The sequence below is a fragment of the Priestia sp. FSL W8-0524 genome, assembly GCF_038005965.1.
Classification (GTDB): domain Bacteria; phylum Bacillota; class Bacilli; order Bacillales; family Bacillaceae_H; genus Priestia; species Priestia zanthoxyli.
The window spans coordinates 1,245,510-1,264,524 of sequence record NZ_JBBOUG010000001.1; the positions used below are offsets into that span (position 1 = coordinate 1,245,510).

The 19,015-nt window shown below is 38.3% G+C and carries 22 protein-coding genes; 15 read left to right on the top strand and 7 right to left on the bottom strand.

What is annotated here, in order from left to right; translation table 11 throughout:
- Window positions 1-15: 15 nt before the first annotated feature.
- Entirely contained in the window at window positions 16-975 is a 960-nt protein-coding gene (locus NST66_RS06180) for a S8 family peptidase (RefSeq protein ID WP_033578474.1), read from the top strand.
- The gene (locus NST66_RS06185) at window positions 972-1,775 is read left to right on the top strand and encodes an endonuclease I family protein (protein WP_033578475.1); all 804 of its coding nucleotides are present in this window, start codon (window positions 972-974) and stop codon (window positions 1,773-1,775) included. The genes NST66_RS06180 and NST66_RS06185 overlap by 4 nt, the downstream gene beginning before the upstream one ends.
- A 50-nt stretch (window positions 1,776-1,825) precedes the next feature.
- Here NST66_RS06185 and NST66_RS06190 read toward each other — a convergent pair whose 3' ends face one another.
- Window positions 1,826-2,287 carry a MarR family winged helix-turn-helix transcriptional regulator gene (locus tag NST66_RS06190; protein WP_033578476.1) on the bottom strand — a complete coding sequence of 154 codons (462 nt, stop codon included), beginning with the start codon at window positions 2,285-2,287 and terminating at the stop codon, window positions 1,826-1,828.
- A 279-nt stretch (window positions 2,288-2,566) separates the two neighbouring features.
- Here NST66_RS06190 and NST66_RS06195 point away from each other — a divergent pair, with 279 nt between their 5' ends.
- The 4 genes from NST66_RS06195 to NST66_RS06210 all read left to right on the top strand — a co-directional run bounded on the left by NST66_RS06195 (window position 2,567) and on the right by NST66_RS06210 (window position 5,596).
- Window positions 2,567-3,205 (top strand): HlyD family efflux transporter periplasmic adaptor subunit, encoded by a 639-nt coding sequence (locus tag NST66_RS06195; RefSeq protein WP_028413985.1) that lies wholly within the window; start codon window positions 2,567-2,569, stop codon window positions 3,203-3,205.
- A gap of 33 nt (window positions 3,206-3,238) precedes the next feature.
- A complete protein-coding gene (locus tag NST66_RS06200) occupies window positions 3,239-4,864 on the top strand; it encodes a DHA2 family efflux MFS transporter permease subunit (RefSeq protein ID WP_033578477.1) in 1,626 nt (541 codons plus the stop codon).
- A gap of 61 nt (window positions 4,865-4,925) precedes the next feature.
- A complete protein-coding gene (locus tag NST66_RS06205) occupies window positions 4,926-5,354 on the top strand; it encodes a MarR family winged helix-turn-helix transcriptional regulator (RefSeq protein ID WP_033578478.1) in 429 nt (142 codons plus the stop codon).
- Window positions 5,355-5,398: 44 nt separating this feature from the next.
- Entirely contained in the window at window positions 5,399-5,596 is a 198-nt protein-coding gene (locus NST66_RS06210; RefSeq protein WP_028413982.1) for a helix-turn-helix domain-containing protein, read from the top strand.
- A 29-nt stretch (window positions 5,597-5,625) separates the two neighbouring features.
- Here NST66_RS06210 and ytzI read toward each other — a convergent pair whose 3' ends face one another.
- Complete coding sequence (ytzI, locus tag NST66_RS06215) at window positions 5,626-5,760, bottom strand: YtzI protein (RefSeq protein WP_080754395.1); 135 nt, start codon at window positions 5,758-5,760, stop codon at window positions 5,626-5,628.
- Window positions 5,761-5,888: 128 nt separating this feature from the next.
- On the opposite strand from ytzI, the gene NST66_RS06220 reads away from it, so the two are divergent.
- Window positions 5,889-6,050 carry a YfhD family protein gene (locus NST66_RS06220; protein ID WP_074894520.1) on the top strand — a complete coding sequence of 54 codons (162 nt, stop codon included), beginning with the start codon at window positions 5,889-5,891 and terminating at the stop codon, window positions 6,048-6,050.
- A gap of 37 nt (window positions 6,051-6,087) precedes the next feature.
- Here the strand turns inward: NST66_RS06220 and NST66_RS06225 are convergent, their stop codons facing one another.
- From NST66_RS06225 to NST66_RS06240, 4 genes are all read right to left on the bottom strand, one after another.
- Complete coding sequence (locus NST66_RS06225; protein WP_028413981.1) at window positions 6,088-7,095, bottom strand: FecCD family ABC transporter permease; 1,008 nt, start codon at window positions 7,093-7,095, stop codon at window positions 6,088-6,090.
- Window positions 7,092-8,102, bottom strand: coding sequence for a FecCD family ABC transporter permease (locus tag NST66_RS06230; RefSeq protein ID WP_154991520.1), 1,011 nt, complete (start codon window positions 8,100-8,102; stop codon window positions 7,092-7,094). Before NST66_RS06230 ends, NST66_RS06225 begins: the two co-directional genes overlap by 4 nt.
- 81 nt (window positions 8,103-8,183) lie before the next feature.
- Window positions 8,184-9,104 carry an iron-hydroxamate ABC transporter substrate-binding protein gene (locus NST66_RS06235; RefSeq protein WP_028413979.1) on the bottom strand — a complete coding sequence of 307 codons (921 nt, stop codon included), beginning with the start codon at window positions 9,102-9,104 and terminating at the stop codon, window positions 8,184-8,186.
- Window positions 9,105-9,899 (bottom strand): ABC transporter ATP-binding protein, encoded by a 795-nt coding sequence (locus NST66_RS06240; protein ID WP_028413978.1) that lies wholly within the window; start codon window positions 9,897-9,899, stop codon window positions 9,105-9,107.
- A 189-nt stretch (window positions 9,900-10,088) separates the two neighbouring features.
- Here NST66_RS06240 and NST66_RS06245 point away from each other — a divergent pair, with 189 nt between their 5' ends.
- The 6 genes from NST66_RS06245 to NST66_RS06270 all read left to right on the top strand — a co-directional run bounded on the left by NST66_RS06245 (window position 10,089) and on the right by NST66_RS06270 (window position 15,798).
- Window positions 10,089-11,138: an NAD(P)/FAD-dependent oxidoreductase gene (locus tag NST66_RS06245; protein ID WP_028413977.1), complete on the top strand. Its 1,050-nt coding sequence runs from the start codon at window positions 10,089-10,091 to the stop codon at window positions 11,136-11,138.
- A gap of 154 nt (window positions 11,139-11,292) precedes the next feature.
- Window positions 11,293-12,480 carry a methionine gamma-lyase gene (gene megL / locus NST66_RS06250; RefSeq protein ID WP_340843205.1) on the top strand — a complete coding sequence of 396 codons (1,188 nt, stop codon included), beginning with the start codon at window positions 11,293-11,295 and terminating at the stop codon, window positions 12,478-12,480.
- A gap of 200 nt (window positions 12,481-12,680) precedes the next feature.
- Window positions 12,681-13,925, top strand: a complete 1,245-nt coding sequence (locus NST66_RS06255; RefSeq protein WP_328132594.1) for a Bcr/CflA family efflux MFS transporter — start codon at window positions 12,681-12,683, stop codon at window positions 13,923-13,925.
- Between the two features lie 118 nt (window positions 13,926-14,043).
- Window positions 14,044-14,886 (top strand): aldo/keto reductase, encoded by an 843-nt coding sequence (locus tag NST66_RS06260; protein ID WP_049163729.1) that lies wholly within the window; start codon window positions 14,044-14,046, stop codon window positions 14,884-14,886.
- 139 nt (window positions 14,887-15,025) lie between these two features.
- A complete protein-coding gene (locus NST66_RS06265; protein WP_034266606.1) occupies window positions 15,026-15,511 on the top strand; it encodes a PaaI family thioesterase in 486 nt (161 codons plus the stop codon).
- Between the two features lie 38 nt (window positions 15,512-15,549).
- Window positions 15,550-15,798 (top strand): hypothetical protein, encoded by a 249-nt coding sequence (locus tag NST66_RS06270; protein ID WP_049163732.1) that lies wholly within the window; start codon window positions 15,550-15,552, stop codon window positions 15,796-15,798.
- Window positions 15,799-15,980: 182 nt separating this feature from the next.
- Here the strand turns inward: NST66_RS06270 and zwf are convergent, their stop codons facing one another.
- A complete protein-coding gene (gene zwf, locus NST66_RS06275) occupies window positions 15,981-17,495 on the bottom strand; it encodes a glucose-6-phosphate dehydrogenase (protein WP_080974242.1) in 1,515 nt (504 codons plus the stop codon).
- Between the two features lie 164 nt (window positions 17,496-17,659).
- Between zwf and NST66_RS06280 the strand changes: the two genes are divergently transcribed.
- Both NST66_RS06280 and hxlA read left to right on the top strand, forming a co-directional pair.
- On the top strand, window positions 17,660-18,025 hold the full coding sequence (locus NST66_RS06280; RefSeq protein ID WP_014460848.1) for a winged helix-turn-helix transcriptional regulator: 366 nt from the start codon (window positions 17,660-17,662) through the stop codon (window positions 18,023-18,025).
- 203 nt (window positions 18,026-18,228) lie between these two features.
- Window positions 18,229-18,870, top strand: coding sequence for a 3-hexulose-6-phosphate synthase (gene hxlA, locus NST66_RS06285; protein ID WP_034266616.1), 642 nt, complete (start codon window positions 18,229-18,231; stop codon window positions 18,868-18,870).
- The last annotated feature ends 145 nt before the right edge of the window (window positions 18,871-19,015 follow it).

Here is a 19,015-nt window from a genome sequence, read left to right on the forward strand (position 1 = left end):
GCAGGGGGAATCTAAATGAAGAACAAAGTGCGCATTATCCCATTTCAAGTAGTTGAACAATTAAGTCAATTTAATGAAGTCCCACAAGGAGTGGCTCTAATTGGAGCAGAGGAAGTATGGAAGCAAACAAAAGGACAGGGAATAACCGTAGCGGTTTTGGATACTGGCTGTGAGGTTACACACCCAGATTTGCAGGAGCGAATTATTGGAGGAAGAAATTTTACGCACGATGATCAGCAAAATCCTGATGTTTATCAAGACTATAATGGTCACGGTACTCACGTAGCAGGCACAATTGCAGCAGCTCATAATGGAGCGGGCGTTGTAGGAGTGGCTCCTGAGGTGAATTTACTTATTCTGAAAGTACTTGATGGGAATGGTTCAGGTCAATATGAATGGATTATTCAAGGTATTACCTACGCCATCCAGCAAAAAGTAGATATCATTTCAATGTCACTTGGAGGTCCGGCCGATGTACCTGAACTGCATGAAGCGATTCAGGATGCTGTTGATCAGAATATTTTAGTTGTCTGCGCAGCGGGAAATGAAGGAGATGGAGAAAGCTCCACAGATGAGTTTGCATACCCAGGCTCATATAATGAAGTGATTAGCGTAGGAGCGGTTGATCTAAAGAAACGTTCTTCGATATTTTCCAACTCAAACAATGAAGTGGACGTAGTGGCTCCGGGGGAGAAGATCATATCAACCTACTTGAATGGAAAGTATGCCGCACTGAGCGGAACTTCTATGGCCACGCCTCACGTGGCGGGAGCTTTGGCATTGATAAAAGTTCTTTCAAATGAAACGTTTGGAAGAGAACTTACAGAACCAGAGCTTTACGCACAGTTAATCAGAAGAACACTTCCATTAAATGAATCACCAAGAGAAGTAGGAAACGGGTTTGTGCACTTGACCATTGTTGAAAAGCTATTGCGTGAAATTCAACGTCAAATGACTTCAGAGGTGATGGGATGAAAAGCAGTTTAGATATATTAATGGTGGAAAAACAGCAGGCAAAAGCCCTTTATCACGAATACGTAAACAAACGAAGCTATTATGATGAAAAGACGGATGAAGAGAGTAAAAATCTTTATTATCGAGGTACTCTCTTTGAAAGAGAAGCCATGCAAGCTTTGTTAACGGAAACGCATCAGCATTTGCTGAGTTATTCGCCGCATAAATATGTATATCCATGGGTGGATCTACAGGAGAATGGAGAGCTGAAGAGTCTGTATTCAGGGAAAGGTATGGATCCGTTAGAAGCGATACAGCAAGATATTGATGCACTTCAGTCGCTTAGTCACTCATCTGTTTCAAGCAATGATATATTGCTAAACTGTGAGCACGTTGTCCCGCAATCTTGGTTTGGAAAACAAGAGCCTATGAGAGGCGATTTGCATCATTTGTTTGCGTGTGAACCTTCTTGTAACAGCCGAAGAGGTAATTCCTCTTATATTGACTTCCCGGATTATACACCGGAAGTTAAGCAATCAGATGTGAAAGAAGGGTGCGGCAAATCAGAAAAAGGTAAGTTTGAACCCGAATATGGAAAAGGAATTGTCGCTCGAGCTACGCTTTATTTTTTAATTCGCTATCATAATAAAATTGACTCTTCACGAGTAGATCTTCCTCTTTTACTAAAATGGCATGAAGAATTTACCGTTTCACTTTATGAAAAACATCGCAATGCAGCAATTTTTGAATTGCAAGGCAACCGAAATCCTTTTATCGATTTTCCTGACAAAGCAGCTACATTAATGAATTCGGCTCTCTAAAATAAAAAAGGAGCTCCGTTTCTATTCGAAACGGAGCTCCTTTAGGTATCCTAATAAGAAAATCCATATTTATCGCTCAAAAGGGCATCCATTTTATTTAACAAGCGAAAATATTCTTCTTGTTCTTCTACAGTTAGAGCTGCTAGCATATCTTTTAAAAATACATTTCGCTTCTCTGTAATCATTGAAACAAGCTGTTTGGATTCATCGGTCAATGAAACCCACACGACTCTCCGGTCTTTTTCGTCTCGCACGCGCTGAATGAGAGATTCTTCTTCCAATTGATTTAATAAGCTAGTTGTAGCGCCCGAGGTTAAGTGAAGTTTATTTGAAATATCTGCCACCATATACTTTGTACCGCTGGCAATGTAGTTTAAGATATAAAATTTAGTGGGTGTTAAGTGATAAGGCTGCGTTTTTAATGTTTCTTCGACTAAATGTCGCATATATTGAAAAAAAGATGTGTTAATTTGATAAAGGTGTTCAATTTTTGATTCTACATTGTTATCCATGCTAGCTTCCATCTCCTTGTACACTACGGACATATATAAACTAACTCTAAAATAAAATGAAACAATTGTAAAGGATGGAAACGATTATCTTTAACCCCCATTATTATTTTTAAATTAATATCTTTACGAAAAAATATCTTTATGATAAAGTTATTTAGGTAGTTAACCAAATGGATGATTATAAAGAAACATATCTCCTAATAGATGGAGATAATATCTTTATGAAAAAGCTATATCAAAAAGTAATTTTATTAGTGAAGTATTAAGGAGGAGTAATGAATGTCTAGAAGTCGCTTAATGGTAACAAATTTTATTGGAATCATCGTTATTTTAGCTTTATTAATTGGAGGAGGATATTATTACGTTCAAAAATCCAACTATATTACAACGGATAACGCTAAAGTATCTGGAGATGTATACAACGTAGTTGCACCTGCAGCAGGTAAGGTAGCAAGCTGGACAGTGGAAGAAGGAAATGATGTATCAAAAGATGCTGAAATTGCTAAGATTCAAGCTGAAAAAGGCTCTGTAGCTGCTACAGTACCAGCAGATGGAAAAATTATTCAAACAAATGTAAAAGAAAATCAAATGGTTCAAGCTGGACAGCAAATTGCAACCGAAGTAGATATGAAAGATCTATTTATCGTAGCGAATATCAAAGAGGATCAGCTTAAGGATATTAAAGAGGGCGACGATGTAGATGTAACAGTAGATGGAGACAGTAGTACAAAAATTGACGGTAAAGTTGAAGAAGTGGGATATGCAACTAATTCACTTTCATCTTTAACATCGAACTCAAGCTCAGATGGAAACTACACAAAAGTATCTCAAACGGTTCCTGTAAAAATCTCTATTTCTAATTATTCAGAGCATGTGCTACCAGGAATGAACGCTGAAGTAAAAATTTCAAAAGACTAATTCTTACTACAACAGTTCAAGAAGGGAGGAAATATGATGACAGCCAGTATAGAAAACACAAGTGATGGATCCATCAAAAAGCATATTCCGCTATTGATTGTTTTAATGCTTGGTTTGTTTCTTGCAATATTAAATCAAACGTTACTAAACGTAGCCATCCCGCATTTAATTACTGAGTTTGGCGTAACCGCAAATACAGCTCAGTGGTTGTTAACTGGATATATGCTTGTGAACGGGGCGTTAATTCCGCTTTCAGCTTTTTTAATTGAACGATTTGGTGTGCGTCGCTTGTTCTTATTTGCAATGGTTTGTTTTACAGTAGGGTCATTGATTTGCGGAATTGCACCTACATTTTCGATTATGCTTACCGGCCGTTTAATTCAAGCTATTGGCGGAGGTGTCTTATCGCCTCTTGTTATGACCATTATTGTGTTTATTTTCCCTCCTCACATGCGAGGAAAAGGGATGGGTATTTTTGGATTAGCCATGATGTTCGCACCGGCTATTGGTCCAACATTATCTGGATGGGTTATTCAAAACTATGATTGGCACATCCTTTTTAACGGCATGGTGCCATTAGGTGCGATTGTATTAATTATTGCTTTCTTTCAATTAAAAGACATTCAGCCTCCAAAGGATGTAAAAGTTCACATGCCTTCAGTTGTGACATCACTTGCAGGTATGGGATTATTGCTTTACGGATTTAGTGAAGCTGGAAATGACGGCTGGACGGATTCAGTTGTTCTTTCTACAATCATTGGTGGGGCAGTTCTTTTAATTATATTTGTTCTTCAACAAATTAAATCTGAAAAGCCGCTATTGGATATGCGCGTGTTTAAATATAATATTTTTTCACTATCAAATATTATTAGTATTGCGATTACAATCAGTATGTACGCAGGTATGTTCTTGCTTCCAATTTACTTGCAAAATATCCGCGGATATTCTGCTTTTGATTCAGGACTGCTGTTGCTTCCTGGCGCACTTGTTATGCTGGTTATGTCGCCGATTTCAGGTACATTGTTTGATAAAGTGGGACCTCGTCCGCTAGCAATCGTTGGTATGTTTATTACATCTATTTCAACGTTTGAATTTACGAAGCTGACGATGGATACACCGTTTAATCATATTTTAGCGATTTATATTATCCGCTCGTTTGGTATGTCACTTTTAATGATGCCAATTATGACAGCCGGTTTGAATCAGCTTCCGCAGAGACTAAGCAGTCACGGAACGTCAATGTCTAATACGCTTCGTCAAGTAAGTGGTTCAATTGGTATTAGTTTAATGACGACCATTTTTACAAACCGTACAACGTATCATGTAAATGAAATCAGCAGTTCCATGAATACGTCTGATCCATTCTTTATGAATAGCTTTCATTTATTTGTACAAAAAGTAGCTGCTACTTTGCATTTATCACAAGATCAAGCTCAGCAGCAAGCGCTGACGATTTTATCTGGAAAAATGACGCAGCAAGGTACGATTCAAGGTATTAACGATGCTTTTTATTGGGCAACAGCGATTTCTGTTATCGGTTTAATTTTAAGTTTCTTCCTTCGTGACGTACGTAAAGATAAAGTAGTCGAAGAAAAGAAATCAAAAGCTCAAGAGGAAGATATTCGTATGCTTCCAGCTCCAAAAAGTATAAATTCATAAAGTGCTATAGAATCAAAAGTTCATCATAAAACATGTTGGAGAGAAAGGGGCGGTGAGGTGGATGGATCCATTGATATTTGGTGAAGAAATTCAAAGAATTTCAATATCTTTAAACAAAAAAGTAATGACAAATGTAAAAAGCCTTTTACAGCATTACAGAATTACCCCTTTTCAATATCATATTTTACTGACTGTTGAACGTGCACGTACAATGCCTGTGACCAAAGTGGCAGACGAAATGAAGGCGAGCCCAAGCGTTATCACAGCATCAATTACACGTTTGTATGAACTGAATCTTGTGGAGCGCTACCATTCAAAAGAAGATCGGCGTAAAGTTATGGTTGAGCTTACAAGCAAGGGAAAACAAGTGATTCAAGCGGCTGAGAAAGACATGCAGCAAAGGGTTGAAAAACTGTTTGCATGCTACAAAGAAGAAGAGCAGCAGCAATTTCTTACGCTCTGTCGGCAGCTAGATGAACATGTGACTTGAAGAGGAATAAAAAAAGTATATTGAGTTATGCGGAGTGAGTGTAAATGGATAAAGAGATGGTAAAAAACATTCGAAAAAACTACAATATGAATCAGCGAAACTTCGCTCAAGCAGTGAACTGCAGTTTTTCTTTAATCGCCCTGGTTGAAGTTGGGAAGAGAAGAGTAACAAAAAACTTAGAAGACAAAATTAAGCAAGCATTTCAATTGAACGATCATGATTTAAAATCACTGCAGGGCTAATAAAAAAAGTAGGTGTGAAACGAGCGCACCTACTTTTTTTCGTGTTGTTTTTTTGTAAGCGGATCTACGGTATGTTTATAATCATAAGCTTTTGAGGTGGTAACTACGCACAGCAGTAAAATAACAAATACAATGATAATAGAGAGCGTAATAATGATGATCATATAAAACGTCCTTTCTTTTTCTTATTACGTATGCTTTCGGTCTTATTGGTAAAATTCCTTCTTTCTCCACATAGTGCAGAAACGACAAACGCATACTAATAACAGTCTAGAATAAAGGAGTGTTCATTATGAATGAAAAAGAGTTGAAGAAACAATTAAAAAAGGTAGCAGATTATCCTGCATCTAAAGCAGATGGAGTGGACGAAGAGTTTTCGCGTGAATTAGCAGACCAAGACGATTTAGAAGCACAGGCTAGAGCGAACGCTGCAGATGAAAGACAAAAAAAATAATAACTAGACGCGCTTTCTGAAAAAGCGCGTCTGCTTATTATTTTTTCAAAAGCAAATAAACAAAATAAGGAGCACCGATTACGGCGGCAATAATTCCTGCCGGTATACCGTTAGGATTGGCAATGTTATGTCCTATCGTATCTGCAATCAGCAAAAGCCAACCGCCAAGTAGAATAGCAACGGGAATAAAAAGCTGACTTCTCGGTCCTACTAAGCCTTTAGCAATATGAGGAGCAAGAAGTCCAATAAAAGCCACGCCGCCCGTCACTGAAACCGCGGCTGCCGCTAATGCCACCGCGGCTAAAAGCAATGTTACACGTTCTTTCTCCAGAGAAATTCCGACTCCAATAGCTGCAGCTTCATTTAAATTAAAAATGTTTAATGAGTTTGCTTTGTACAATATAAAAGGAATCAAGACAAGAAGCCAAGGTAGAAGAGCCCATATAAAAGGCCAGTCTGTCCCCCAGATGCTCCCTGCAATCCATTTAGCAATAAAATCAACTTTAACCCGATCAGCTGATGACATAATCACCACCATCATTCCAGAAAGAGCCATTGAAAAACCTACGCCTGTTAAAATCAACTTTACAGGCTGCAGTCCTTGGCTTTTACTATATGCACAAAGATAGATAAGACCAGCTGTCAACAAGGCGCCGATAAAGCCTACCAGCGGAAGGGCATAAACGAAAGAGCCTGCTTCAATTGGGGAAAATAAAAAGAACACAGCAATTGCGGCTCCTGCTCCTGAATTAATTCCTATAATCCCAGGTTCCGCTAAATCATTGCGCGTAACACCTTGTAAGATAGCTCCTGATAAAGCTAGAGCCATTCCTGCTAGAAGCGTAATGATAATCCGCGGAAGTCGAATTGAAAAAAGGACGAACTCATCTGTAAAATTCCCTTTGCCAAAAAGAGTAGGAAACACTTTATTGTAAGGAAGGGGTGCATCACCGAGTCCCATTCCTATCACAACCGTTCCAAGAATCAAAACAGTGAGCAGCATCATAATTATTCGTTGTTTTCTAATAAGCGCTGGGTGAATCATGAGAATGCTTTTCCTCCTTTACGAACAATGACTAAAAAGAAAGGTAAACCAATCATCGATACAACTGCTGCTATCGGTGTTTCATAAGGAGCACTGACCGTTCGAGCCAATGTATCAGCGAGCAGCATAAACGCTGCGCCAGTGATAGCGGACATAGGGATAATAAAACGATAGTCAGTTCCTACAATTCCTCGTACAATATGAGGAATCATCAAGCCGATAAACACCATGTTTCCCACTAGCGCAACAGAAGCACCCGCAAGAAGAATCATGATGACAAATAAAATGGTTTTGACTTTTGTCGTTTGCTGGCCCAATCCTACAGCCACTTCTTCATTTAAACTCAGAATAGTAAGCTGCCGAGAAAGCAAAAGGGCAATGAATATACCTCCGAGAATAAAAGGAACAATGATTTGAAGCTGTTCCCAAGAAGTGCCTACCATTCCCCCAGCAGTCCACATCGATATATCTTTTGAAATTTTGAAATAAATACCAACGCCTTCTCCAATGGCATAAAGAAATGCTGAAACGGCAGCTCCCGCTAGTACAATTCGAAGCGGAGAAAATCCTCCTCTTTTTAGAGCAGCAATCCCAAACACTAGGATTGCGCCAACCCCGGCTCCTATAAAGCAAGCAATCGTAATACCCAAATAATTTATAGCAGGGGTCAAGGCAATTGTTACAGCTAAAGCCGCATTTGCGCCAGACGTTAACCCTAAAAGTCCTGGATCTGCAAGTGGGTTTCTTGTCATACCTTGCATAATAGCCCCTGATACTGATAAAGCAGCCCCCACAAAAACAGCGGCGATTTCACGAGGTAAACGAATATCTCTGATGATCGAAATCTGTTCGTTTACACTGCTTGATGAAAGTGCTAGCCATACATCTTTTATCGATATGTCAGCAGCGCCAAAAACCATTGAAGAAACAAACATTATGATGAATACGAGCAGCATACCTATTAATTTGTATAAAAAAGGAATGAAACGCTGATTGTCTTTTTTCATAACACACCCATCTTTTCATGTAAGAATAAATTTAGTAAAACAAAGTAAGAGGAATTCTAAAAAGAATTCCTCTTGAATGAATTACTTGCCAAGAAATTTTTGAGTAAAGAAATCTAGTTGATAATCTAATGTGATTGGATCATTAAAATAAAATTCTTTTGCATTTGCTTCAAATACGTGATTATTCTTTACAGCAGGAATATTTTTGTACGTATCTGTTTTCTCAAATGATGTATCTCCATCTTGGTTTTTGCTAAAGATTAAATAATCTCCGGCATATTCAGGAAGAACTTCTGGCGAAATCGCATAGTATCCATCTTTCAAAGCCATTTTCTTTACTTTCTCCGGCATTTTTAATTTCATTTCTTGATAAAGAATCTCCGTTCCGCGTCCCCAGTTATCCCCAAACACATAAAGCTGCTTGTCAAAGTTCTCAATAACTGAAACCGTGCTATCTTCGCCAATTTTAGCTTTGATATCAGAACCAGCTTTTGCCGCACGCTTTTTAAAGTCGTCTACCCATGATTGTGCTTCTTTTTCTTTATTTAATAGCTTTCCAATTTCTACATGCTGAGTAAGGTAATCTACTTTATCGTATGTATACGTGACAGTAGGGGCAATTTTTTTCAATTTATCAATATTTTTTGTAGTAGATAAGCCAATAATTAAGTCAGGCTTTAATTCAATGATCTTTTCTAAATTTTCGTCTGATACTTCTTCCACGCCTTTTAATTTCTTTTCAAAGCGGGGATTCATTTTAGACCATGAGTCTACTCCGACAATGTTAACACCTAAAGAAAGTACGTTACCTGCATAGGAACCTAACACAACAACACGTTTCGGATTAGCCGGAACTTTTACAGGGCCGTCTTCAGATTGATATGTGATCGTCTTGGATTCGCTGTTTTTGCTAGAATCATTTTTGCTTTCAGTTGAACCGCTGCTGCAGGCACTAATAAGTAATACGAATATAAGCATGAATGGAAGCAATAATTTTTTCATTTAGTTATCTCCTCTTAATAAGTTATACGTGATGCACATTGGTTTATTTGTTCTCGGATCTCGTCCAATTTCAGCGTCGATATGAAACACTTTTTTTAGAACGTCCTGCGTAATGACTTCTTCACATTTTCCGGCTTTGACAATTTCACCATTTTTTAAAGCGATAATATAATCCGCAAAGCGAGCGGCTTGATTTAGATCATGAAGCACCATTACAACTGTACGTCCCTGCTCTTTGTTTAATTTTTGAAGCAGCTCAAGCACTTCTAACTGATGAGCCATATCCAAGTAGGTAGTCGGCTCATCAAGAAATATAATATCGGTTTCTTGAGCTAAAGCCATCGCAATCCACACTCGCTGGCGCTGACCGCCTGAAAGAGAATCTACAGGACGAAACTTGTAATCTTTTGTTCCGGTTACTTCAAGCGCCCAGTCAATCGTTTGATAATCTTCTTTTGATAGACGCCCAAACCCCTTTTGATAGGGAAATCGCCCATAAGATACAAGTTCTCCCACCGTTAAGCCTTTAGCACTTTCAGGGGTTTGAGGGAGAATAGCCATTTTTTTAGCGAGTGCTTTTGTATGTTCTGTTGAAATGTTTTCGCCGTCTAAAATAACGGAACCGGATTGATGAGAAATAATGCGGGTAATGGCTTTCAAAAGCGTTGATTTGCCGCATCCGTTTGAACCAATAATTGTAGTAATCTTTTTGTCTGGAATGTTAACGCTTAAATTCTTTACTATTAGACGTTCACCATAACTAATATGTAATTTCTCTGTATATAGGCGAACCATATCTGACCCTCCGTTTACATTTAATACAACAAATACTTGATAATGATTATCAGTATCGTTTACTTTACATACTATAATTCGAACGTTTCCGGATGTCAATAGTTATTTTTATTGTCAAAACGTTGAAGAAGATGTATATTTAAATGAGAATGATAATCAATGACAATTGATTACGAGGAGTGAACGTGCATGATACACAATGAACTTTTTGATGTGACAATTATAGGCGGGGGACCGGCTGGCCTTTATTCTGCCTTTTATAGCGGGCTAAGGGAAATGAAAACAAAGCTGATTGAATATCAGCCAAAACTAGGCGGAAAACTTCACGTTTATCCTGAAAAAATGATTTGGGATGTAGGGGGCCAAACGCCTATTTCCGGTGCGAAGCTTATTGAACAGCTTGTGGAACAAGGACTGACGTTTGATCCGACTGTTGTTTTAGATGAGAAGATTGAATCCATTTCTCGCTTGAAAGATGGTATTTTCCAGCTGACGGGTTCTTCAGGTGAACATCATTACTCTAAAACCATTATCCTTGCTGTTGGAGGAGGTATTTTAAATCCGCAAAAGCTCAAAATTGAAGGAGCAGAACGATTTGAAATATCAAACTTAAACTATACGGTTAAATCTCTGCAGCATTTTAAAAATAAAACGGTGATTGTTTCCGGGGGAGGCAATTCAGCCATTGATTGGGCAAATGAGCTAGAGCCCGTTGCTAAAAAGGTATATATTACGTACCGAAACAGTGAACTAAACGGTCATGAAGCACAAGTAAGACAATTAATAAACAGTTCGGCTCGGTGTCTGCTTAACACATCTATTACAAAATTAGTGGCTGATGCGACGCATGAATTTATTGAAAAAGTTGAGCTGACTAATCATCAAACCGGTGAGGTTTCTTATTTATCGATTGACGAAGTTATCATTAATCACGGTTATAAAAGAGATACAGAGCTGTTAAAAAACAGCGAACTACATATCAAAACCATTGATGACTATTACGTTGCAGGTAATGCAGCAAGCGAAACGTCTGTAGAAGGTGTATATGCAGCTGGAGATATTCTCATGCACGAAGGAAAAGTCCATCTGATTACCGGCGCTTTTCAAGATGCTGCTAATGCCGTAAACAAAGCAAAACAATTCGTTCAGCCCTCTGCTGCTAAGACAGCTATGGTTTCTTCTCATAATGAAGTATTTAAAAAGCGTAATTCAATACTAATTAAACAAATGATGAAGTAAAGCGAGATGCAGTGTGCATGTCGCTTCCTTCTCTACGGTGGAATTATCTACATAGATAGGCAGGGAACGAAAAAAGAAAAGAGAAATATAATAAAAGAAAACGCTTACAATTTTAAAAATGACACAGCGCTTGTTTTCATAAGGGGGAAGCTGTATGAACGAAAAAAAGAAATATCAGTTTGAAACAAAAGCCATTCACGCAGGGTACGAATCAAAACATCATTTTGATAGTTTAGCTCCACCTATTTATCAAACGTCTACATTTACATTTTCATCTCTAGAACAAGGTGCAAACCGATTTAGCGGAGAAGAAAATGGTTATGTATATTCTCGGTTATCTAATCCAACGGTCACCATTTTAGAAGAGCGTATGGCACAGCTTGAAGAAGGCGAAGCCGCTTTGGCATTTGGATCAGGAATGGCTGCAGTATCGGCTGTATTGATTGGACTTACAAAAGCAGGCGATCATATTTTATGTTCTAAAGGAGTGTATGGATGCACGTTTGGTTTACTGGAAATGCTTGAGGAAAAATATCAAATCCATCATTCTTTTTCCAACTTGGAAACTGAGGAAGAAATTCTTGCTGCTATCAAAGAAGATACAGCATGTATTTATATTGAAACACCGATTAACCCGACTATGACTTTAGTAGATTTAGAGTTAGTGACTTGTATCGCCAAACAAAAAGGAATTCCCGTGGTAGTAGACAATACCTTTTCAACTCCTTATTTGCAGCAGCCGCTGAAGCTTGGATGCGACTTAGTTATTCATAGCGCAACTAAATTTATTGGTGGACACGGAGATGTTGTGGCAGGAATTGTAGTAGGGGACAAAGAGGTTATTTCCGTACTGCGCAAAACGACGCAAAAAGATATTGGAGGTATTCTTTCACCATTTGATGCGTGGCTGTTACTCCGAGGCTTAAAAACACTGGCCGTTCGAATGGATCGCCACTGTGAGAATGCTGAACATATCGCAAAACAATTAAGTCTCCATCCCAAGGTAAAAGCCGTTTATTATCCAGGGGATAAAAACAGCACTGCTCATTCTCTCACGAAAAAGCAAATGAAAAAAGGAGGGGGGCTTCTCTCTTTTGAAGTGGAAGGCGGTTATAAAGAAACCGTAAAAGTGGTGAATCAGCTTAAGCTCATTTCCATCGCGGTGAGTCTTGGCGATGCTGAAACACTTATTCAGCATCCTGCCTCGATGACGCATGCAGTTGTGCCGGAAGAAGCTCGAAAAGAAATGGGCATCTCAAATGAACTTCTTCGTTTATCAGTTGGGCTGGAAGCTTGGGAAGATATTATGAGAGATTTACAGCAGGCATTAGATAGTATATAAAAAAACAGCGCTTGGAGGAATTTCAAGCGCTGTTTTTTATGTTAACCGTATGTAGTTGTAGTTACTCATACCTCCTTCTTTGCCAGTGGAACTTTATCTGCATCTCTAGACAAATGTCCTAGACAGAAGGGGTGCCTTTCAATAGACTAGAGGTTATCTGTGAAAATACAATATTTAAGTAAGGAAGGTGCTCTGCTATTATGCTTCATAATCCAACTGGAAAAAAACGTCTAGGATTAGCGTTTCTTCTCAGCACGCTTGCGATATTAGGTCCGCTTAATATCGATATGTATTTGCCAAGTTTTCCTGCTATTGCTGATCATTTAGATGCGCGAGCTTCACTTGTACAGCTTAGCTTAACATCGTGTTTACTAGGACTTGCCGTTGGTCAAATCGTGATTGGTCCAATCAGTGATGCAAAGGGACGAAAAGGACCTTTACTCATCTCCATCTCTTTATTTATGTTATCGTCATTGCTCTGTGCACTGGCTCCTACTATCACGGCTTTAGTTATCGCACGCTTTTTGCAGGGGTTTACGGCTTCGGCAGGAGTTGTTCTTTCTCGCGCCATTGTCAGAGACGTTTTTAGCGGAAGAGAACTTACGAAGTTTTTTGCTCTGTTAATGGTTATCAATGCCTTTGCACCAATGATAGCACCAATGGCCGGAGGTGCTATTTTACTTCTTCCTTTTGCAAGCTGGCATACTATTTTCTTGTTTTTAAGTTTAATAGGTCTTTTAATTGTTTTAACAATCTCAATGCGTTTAAAAGAAACTTTGCCCATTGAAAATAGAACACCAAGTTCAATTGGTCATTCTGTTAGCACAATGGGCAGTTTATTACAAGACCGTTCTTTTATTGGGTATGCCCTAATTATCGGACTGGTCCATGGAGGAAGCTTTGCTTATGTATCAGGCACTCCATTTGTCTATCAAGGGATATACCATGTTTCTCCGCAAGTTTTTAGCATTTTGTTTGGTATTAACGGCTTGGCTATTGTGACTGGAAGCTTTATTATTGGGCGCTTTAGCGGAATTATCCATGAAAGAAGCCTGCTTCGCATTGCCGTGATTACGGCTGTAAGTGCTACTAGCGTACTTCTTATCATGACTATGCTTAAAGGACCGCTTGCTACGATTGTTATTCCCATTTTTATTTACATGATCTCTATAGGAATGACGATCACAGGCTCGGTGACATTGGCAATGAAAAATCAAGGACATAGAGCAGGGAGTGCGAGTGCCGTGTTAGGTATGCTTCCATTAACTTTAGGATCAATTGTTTCTCCTTTAGTAGGGATTAACGAAACAACAGCGATTCCGATGGCTGCTATCTTATTTAGTACGGCGCTTTTAGGTTTTGTAGCTTTCTTTACGTTAACTAAAAACAAGAAAGAAGCAGAAAAGTGCGAAGTTAACGAGTTTAAAACGGAGGTTTCTCCGTAATCGCTTTTTGGATTGTTTTAAAAGCATCACTCCTTTGTGAAAAGGAGTGATGCAAATTTATTCAAGTATTGGATAATATATGCTAACCTTAGGGCATGATCGAAAGGAGTGGATAATAATGAGTAAAGTAATTCCTGAAATAACCCTTAATGACGGGGTAACCTTGCCTGCTATAGGTTTTGGTACATACAAGCTTAACGGAAATGAAGGAGTCAACGCTATAACGAGTGCGATTGATGTAGGGTATCGTTTAATCGATACTGCTTATAATTACGAAAATGAAGGCACTGTGGGGCAAGCTCTCCGAAAAACACCGGTTTCTAGACAAGAACTATTTGTTACCTCTAAACTCCCAGGGCGATACCATACGTATGACAAAGCAATTCCTACCATTCAAGAATCTTTATATCGGGCGAATTTAGACTATTACGATTTGTATCTTATTCATTGGCCTAATCCTAAACAAGATCATTATGTAGAAGCTTGGCAAGCACTGATTGATGCGAAGCGCTGGGGCTTGATTCGTTCAATTGGTGTTTGTAATTTTCTTCCCGAGCATATTGAGCGCTTGGAAAAAGAGACCGGCATTTTACCAAGCATCAATCAAATAGAACTGCATCCTTTTTTTAATCAACATCAATATCGAAATTGGTATCAAGAGAAAAATATTCAAATTGAATCTTGGAGTCCACTAGGACGAGCGAGTGCTGTTTTAGAAAATGAAACAATTAAACAAATTGCAGACCGTCATAATAAGACAGTTTCACAAGTGATTTTGCGATGGCATTATCAGCTAGGCGCCATTTCAATCCCAAAATCGTCATCTCGCAAGCGGCAGCTTGAAAACATATCGATTTTTTCATTTTCTTTAGATGAAACGGAGATGAATATTCTTTCAAAATTGAACCGCGAAGATGGAAGACTTAATAATCAAGACCCCGCTGTCTATGAAGAATTTTAACGATAAGGCCTCACTTATTTTTTAAGTGAGGCTTTTCTTCTAAGATTTTTAGTTATGTAAGCTTGAAAATAGTCCGTTTAGTTCTAACGATTGTAAGAGAAAATGTGTTAAAATATTCCGAAAAAAGGAGTGGTGAACCATGGAAAAAGTAGTAAAAGCGATTCAAGACGAATATCCGGATGATTTTGCATGGTGTTACGGCTGCGGCCGATTAAATCAAGACGGCTATCATTTTCGGACAGGATGGCTAGGAGAAAAAACAATTACCCTTTATACACCTAAGCCTGAACATACAGCTATACCAGGATTTGTATATGGCGGACTTCTTGCATCACTGATTGATTGTCATGGAACAGGCTCTGCATCTCTTGCTCTATACCGTAAAAATGGCTGCGAAATAGGAGATTCAGCAGAGCCGCCGCGGTTTGTTACCGGTTCTCTCCACGTAGATTTTAAAAAACCAACGCCACAGGGTGAAGTACTAAAAGCGATAGGAACGGTTGAAGAAATTCACCCGAAGAAATGGAAAGTTAAAACAGAAGTATACGCGAATGATATCGTTGTTGCGACTGGAGAAGTTGTGGCAGTGGTGATGCCAAATACGTTTAAACGAAAAGAAGACTAAAAAATGCAAAACAGTTACATAAAAGGGGAGGAAAAGGTATGGGTAAATGTAATTTAGACCACTCGGTAGAAGATGTACAGCAGAAGTTTAACGCGCAGTCACAGTGGCTGCCAGAAGATATTCGTTCATTATTTCATGAGTTTCTCGTGCGAAACCCTTCGCAAACAACATTAAACGAGATGTTTCATTTGCTGAAGAAATATGATTTGGTTGATGAACAAGAAAGAAAAGAGCGAGATCGAAAAATCAAATGGCTGATATTAAATAAAGAAGATACGAAGATTTAATTTTTTAAGTGACATAGATTTAGCCAGGTGAAGTTATTTGAAACATGTACAAAAAGAGGATGGAACACGAATGTTTTAGTTAAAGGAAGGTCCGAACAATGTATCATTCGGATCTTTCCATTGTTTTAGTTATGTCTCAATCTCTTTTTATAGATTAGAAATAATCTAGGGTAATTATAAAACTACCACCACTTAAACCCATCTTCTTCTAACAAATGCTTTGAAGCTGTTGGTCCCATTGTACCAGCAGAGTAAAAATGAAGAGGAAAGCCCTCATTGTTAAAAGCTTCTAAAATAGGCTGCACCCATTTCCAAGATAATTCAACTTCTTCCCAATGAGCAAAAAATGTGGAGTCTCCCTGTAGAGCATCAAATAACAGCAGTTCATAAGCTTCTGGTACTTCTTTTTGATTTGTGGAGAAATTGATAAAAATAGGTTCGATTTTATTGCCATTCAAAGGATTTTTGCTGTTTAATTGCAGCGAAATACCTTCATTTGGGCTGATTTCGACAACTAAAAGGTTAGGAATGATTTCATCGGCTGTATAAACCTCCTTTAAAGGATGTTTAAATTCAATGACGATACGCGTGCATTTTTTACTCATTCTTTTTCCCGTGCGAAGATAGAAAGGCACTCCTTTCCAAAGCTCATGATCAATCCATACCCGGACTGCTATAAATGTGTCATTGACGGAAGCAGCATTGATGCCGGGCTCTTCTTTATATCCTATAACGGAACGATTTTGGATTTTTCCCGCTTCGTATTGACCTCTTATGACGTTCGAATGGATAACCTCTTTTTGTAGAGGGCGAAGGCTTTTCATAATTTTTATCTTTTGTTGGCGAGTCTTTGCGATGTTAAGTGTCTTTGGCAGCTGCATGGCAGTCATCATAAGCATTTGAAGCATATGGTTTTGGAACATATCCCTAATTGCACCGGACTGATCATAGTAAGGCGCTCTTTCTTCTACACCAACTGTTTCACTAGCTGTAATTTGGACATTTGCAACGTAGTGATGATTCCATAGTGCTTGTAAAATAGGGTTTGCAGCTGCTAGAGCCTCCAAATTTTGAATCATTGGTTTTCCCAGATAGTGGTCGATACGATAAATCTCTTCTTCATTGAACGTTTCAGTAAGCTTTTGATTTAACACTTGAGCAGATTGTAAATCGTGTCCGAAAGGCTTTTCGATAATAAGACGTTTCCAGCCTTTTGTAGATCCTAATCCGCCGCTATTTATATTTGAAGCAATAACGTCTACAAATTCAGGAGCCACTGATAAATAGAAAAGACGATTTTCAGGAATATTTAATTCTGCTTCACCTTCTTGAATAGCATGCAGCAACTGGTCATATCCATCACTGTTGGTAACATCCATTTTATGATAGCGAACTGTCTTAAGAAATTCTTTTATCTTGGATTCACCTTGGCTAAAGCGCCTTGAAAAAGTCTTTACGGATTCTCCTACATATATTTGAAAGGCATCATTAGACCAGTTGCTTCTACCCGTACCAACAATAGAAAAGGAAGAAGGCAGCTTTTTATCTAAAAATAAATTATATAACGCAGGAAAAATTTTTCTTTTAGCTAAATCTCCTGTTGCTCCAAATAAGATAAAGGTCATGGAATCCACTTCTAACGCTTGTGGTAAATGAGACTTGAGACAATTATCACGTGAACGAGCTACGCTGTCCAATTGATCTCCTCCTTTATTTTAACGGTCTATTGCAGTGAATATAGTCTTTTACCATCTTTACAGATTACAGTATAGCAGGTACAATTTTCCTTTATAAGTAGACACTTTATTTTCATATAGTGTCTAAAACTATACTATTACGCATAAAAAGGGAGGAAAAAGGATTGAGCAGACTTTTTAGCAAAACGTTTAACTGTGAAAAGGAATTAACGTTGACGATTATTGGAGGCAAGTGGAAAATGTTGATTATGTGGCATCTAGGAAAAGAAGGAACAAAGCGATTTGGTGAGTTAAAATCTATGATGCCGGGAATTACTCAGCGAATGTTAGTAAGTCAGCTGCGAGAATTAGAAGAAGATCAAATCGTTCACCGAAAAGTCTATCCGGTTGTACCTCCAAAAGTTGAATATTCCTTGACTGAGCACGGGAGAAGCTTGATGCCCATTCTTGAAAGCATGGACGAGTGGGGAAAAAATTATATGGAAACCTTTATAGAACCTGAAATGAATAACTCCACACATATGGGATAAAATCTTTTCTTGAGAAGGTTACAAAAACGCCTTTATTATTCAGAATTTTCTAAAATAAATACAAGTGATAAGATACACCGAAGCATCCATAGTATATTTTTAGTGACTATATGTTTTAAAAGTGCCTACTTTTTTTTTGAAAGTAACGGTTTTACAATGAATTCATGCTAGGCAACCCCATTTAATGAAGGAGTGAAGCAGGTATGGAACTTCAATTAGCATTGGATCTTGTAAATATTTCAGAGGCAAAAGAAGTAGTGCAGGAGGTTCAAGAGTATATCGATATTGTAGAAATTGGTACTCCGGTTGTGATTAACGAAGGGCTAAAAGCAGTCAAAGAAATCAAGGAAGCATTTCCGTCTTTAAAGGTATTAGCTGATTTAAAAATTATGGATGCAGGTGCTTATGAAGTCATGAAAGCTTCTGAAGCGGGTGCTAGTATTATTACCATACTTGGCGCTACTAACGATTCGACTATAAAAGGCGCTGTAGAAGAGGCCAAAAAACAAGGAACACAAATTCTTGTCGATATGATTAATGTAAAAAACCTTGAACAACGTGCAAAAGAAGTCGATGCACTCGGTGTTGACTATATTTGTGTACACACAGGGTATGATCTTCAAGCTGAAGGAGAGACTCCGTTTGAGCAGCTTCAAACGATTAAACGAGTTGTGAAAAATGCAAAAACAGCGGTGGCAGGAGGTATTAAACTAAATACACTTCCTGAAGTCGTGCAGTCACAGCCGGATCTTGTGATTGTAGGCGGGGGGATTACAAGTGAAAAAGACAAAAGAAACGTTGCAGAAGAAATGAAAAAAGTAGTCAAACAAGCAACTTTGGTCTAAAAATAAGCAAAAGTATTTAAGCCTTCAAAATTAATTAATCGGTAAATGGTTTAAAAAGAAGATAGCTAAGTTATTTTAGCTATCTTCTTTCCGTCATTTTTGGTATAACCATTCATTGATAAGTGTCATTTTGACAGATAGATAG

Bases quoted from the DNA above. Each gene is read 5' to 3' on its own strand.
- NST66_RS06180 (WP_033578474.1), top strand. From the start codon at position 16: ATGAAGAACAAAGTGCGCATTATCCCATTTCAAGTAGTTGAACAATTA.
- NST66_RS06185 (WP_033578475.1), top strand. From the start codon at position 972: ATGAAAAGCAGTTTAGATATATTAATGGTGGAAAAACAGCAGGCAAAA.
- NST66_RS06190 (WP_033578476.1), bottom strand. From the start codon at position 2,287: ATGGATAACAATGTAGAATCAAAAATTGAACACCTTTATCAAATTAAC.
- NST66_RS06195 (WP_028413985.1), top strand. From the start codon at position 2,567: ATGTCTAGAAGTCGCTTAATGGTAACAAATTTTATTGGAATCATCGTT.
- NST66_RS06200 (WP_033578477.1), top strand. From the start codon at position 3,239: ATGATGACAGCCAGTATAGAAAACACAAGTGATGGATCCATCAAAAAG.
- NST66_RS06205 (WP_033578478.1), top strand. From the start codon at position 4,926: ATGGATCCATTGATATTTGGTGAAGAAATTCAAAGAATTTCAATATCT.
- NST66_RS06210 (WP_028413982.1), top strand. From the start codon at position 5,399: ATGGATAAAGAGATGGTAAAAAACATTCGAAAAAACTACAATATGAAT.
- ytzI (WP_080754395.1), bottom strand. From the start codon at position 5,760: ATGATCATCATTATTACGCTCTCTATTATCATTGTATTTGTTATTTTA.
- NST66_RS06220 (WP_074894520.1), top strand. From the start codon at position 5,889: ATGAATGAAAAAGAGTTGAAGAAACAATTAAAAAAGGTAGCAGATTAT.
- NST66_RS06225 (WP_028413981.1), bottom strand. From the start codon at position 7,095: ATGATTCACCCAGCGCTTATTAGAAAACAACGAATAATTATGATGCTG.
- NST66_RS06230 (WP_154991520.1), bottom strand. From the start codon at position 8,102: ATGAAAAAAGACAATCAGCGTTTCATTCCTTTTTTATACAAATTAATA.
- NST66_RS06235 (WP_028413979.1), bottom strand. From the start codon at position 9,104: ATGAAAAAATTATTGCTTCCATTCATGCTTATATTCGTATTACTTATT.
- NST66_RS06240 (WP_028413978.1), bottom strand. From the start codon at position 9,899: ATGGTTCGCCTATATACAGAGAAATTACATATTAGTTATGGTGAACGT.
- NST66_RS06245 (WP_028413977.1), top strand. From the start codon at position 10,089: ATGATACACAATGAACTTTTTGATGTGACAATTATAGGCGGGGGACCG.
- megL (WP_340843205.1), top strand. From the start codon at position 11,293: ATGAACGAAAAAAAGAAATATCAGTTTGAAACAAAAGCCATTCACGCA.
- NST66_RS06255 (WP_328132594.1), top strand. From the start codon at position 12,681: ATGCTTCATAATCCAACTGGAAAAAAACGTCTAGGATTAGCGTTTCTT.
- NST66_RS06260 (WP_049163729.1), top strand. From the start codon at position 14,044: ATGAGTAAAGTAATTCCTGAAATAACCCTTAATGACGGGGTAACCTTG.
- NST66_RS06265 (WP_034266606.1), top strand. From the start codon at position 15,026: ATGGAAAAAGTAGTAAAAGCGATTCAAGACGAATATCCGGATGATTTT.
- NST66_RS06270 (WP_049163732.1), top strand. From the start codon at position 15,550: ATGGGTAAATGTAATTTAGACCACTCGGTAGAAGATGTACAGCAGAAG.
- hxlA (WP_034266616.1), top strand. From the start codon at position 18,229: ATGGAACTTCAATTAGCATTGGATCTTGTAAATATTTCAGAGGCAAAA.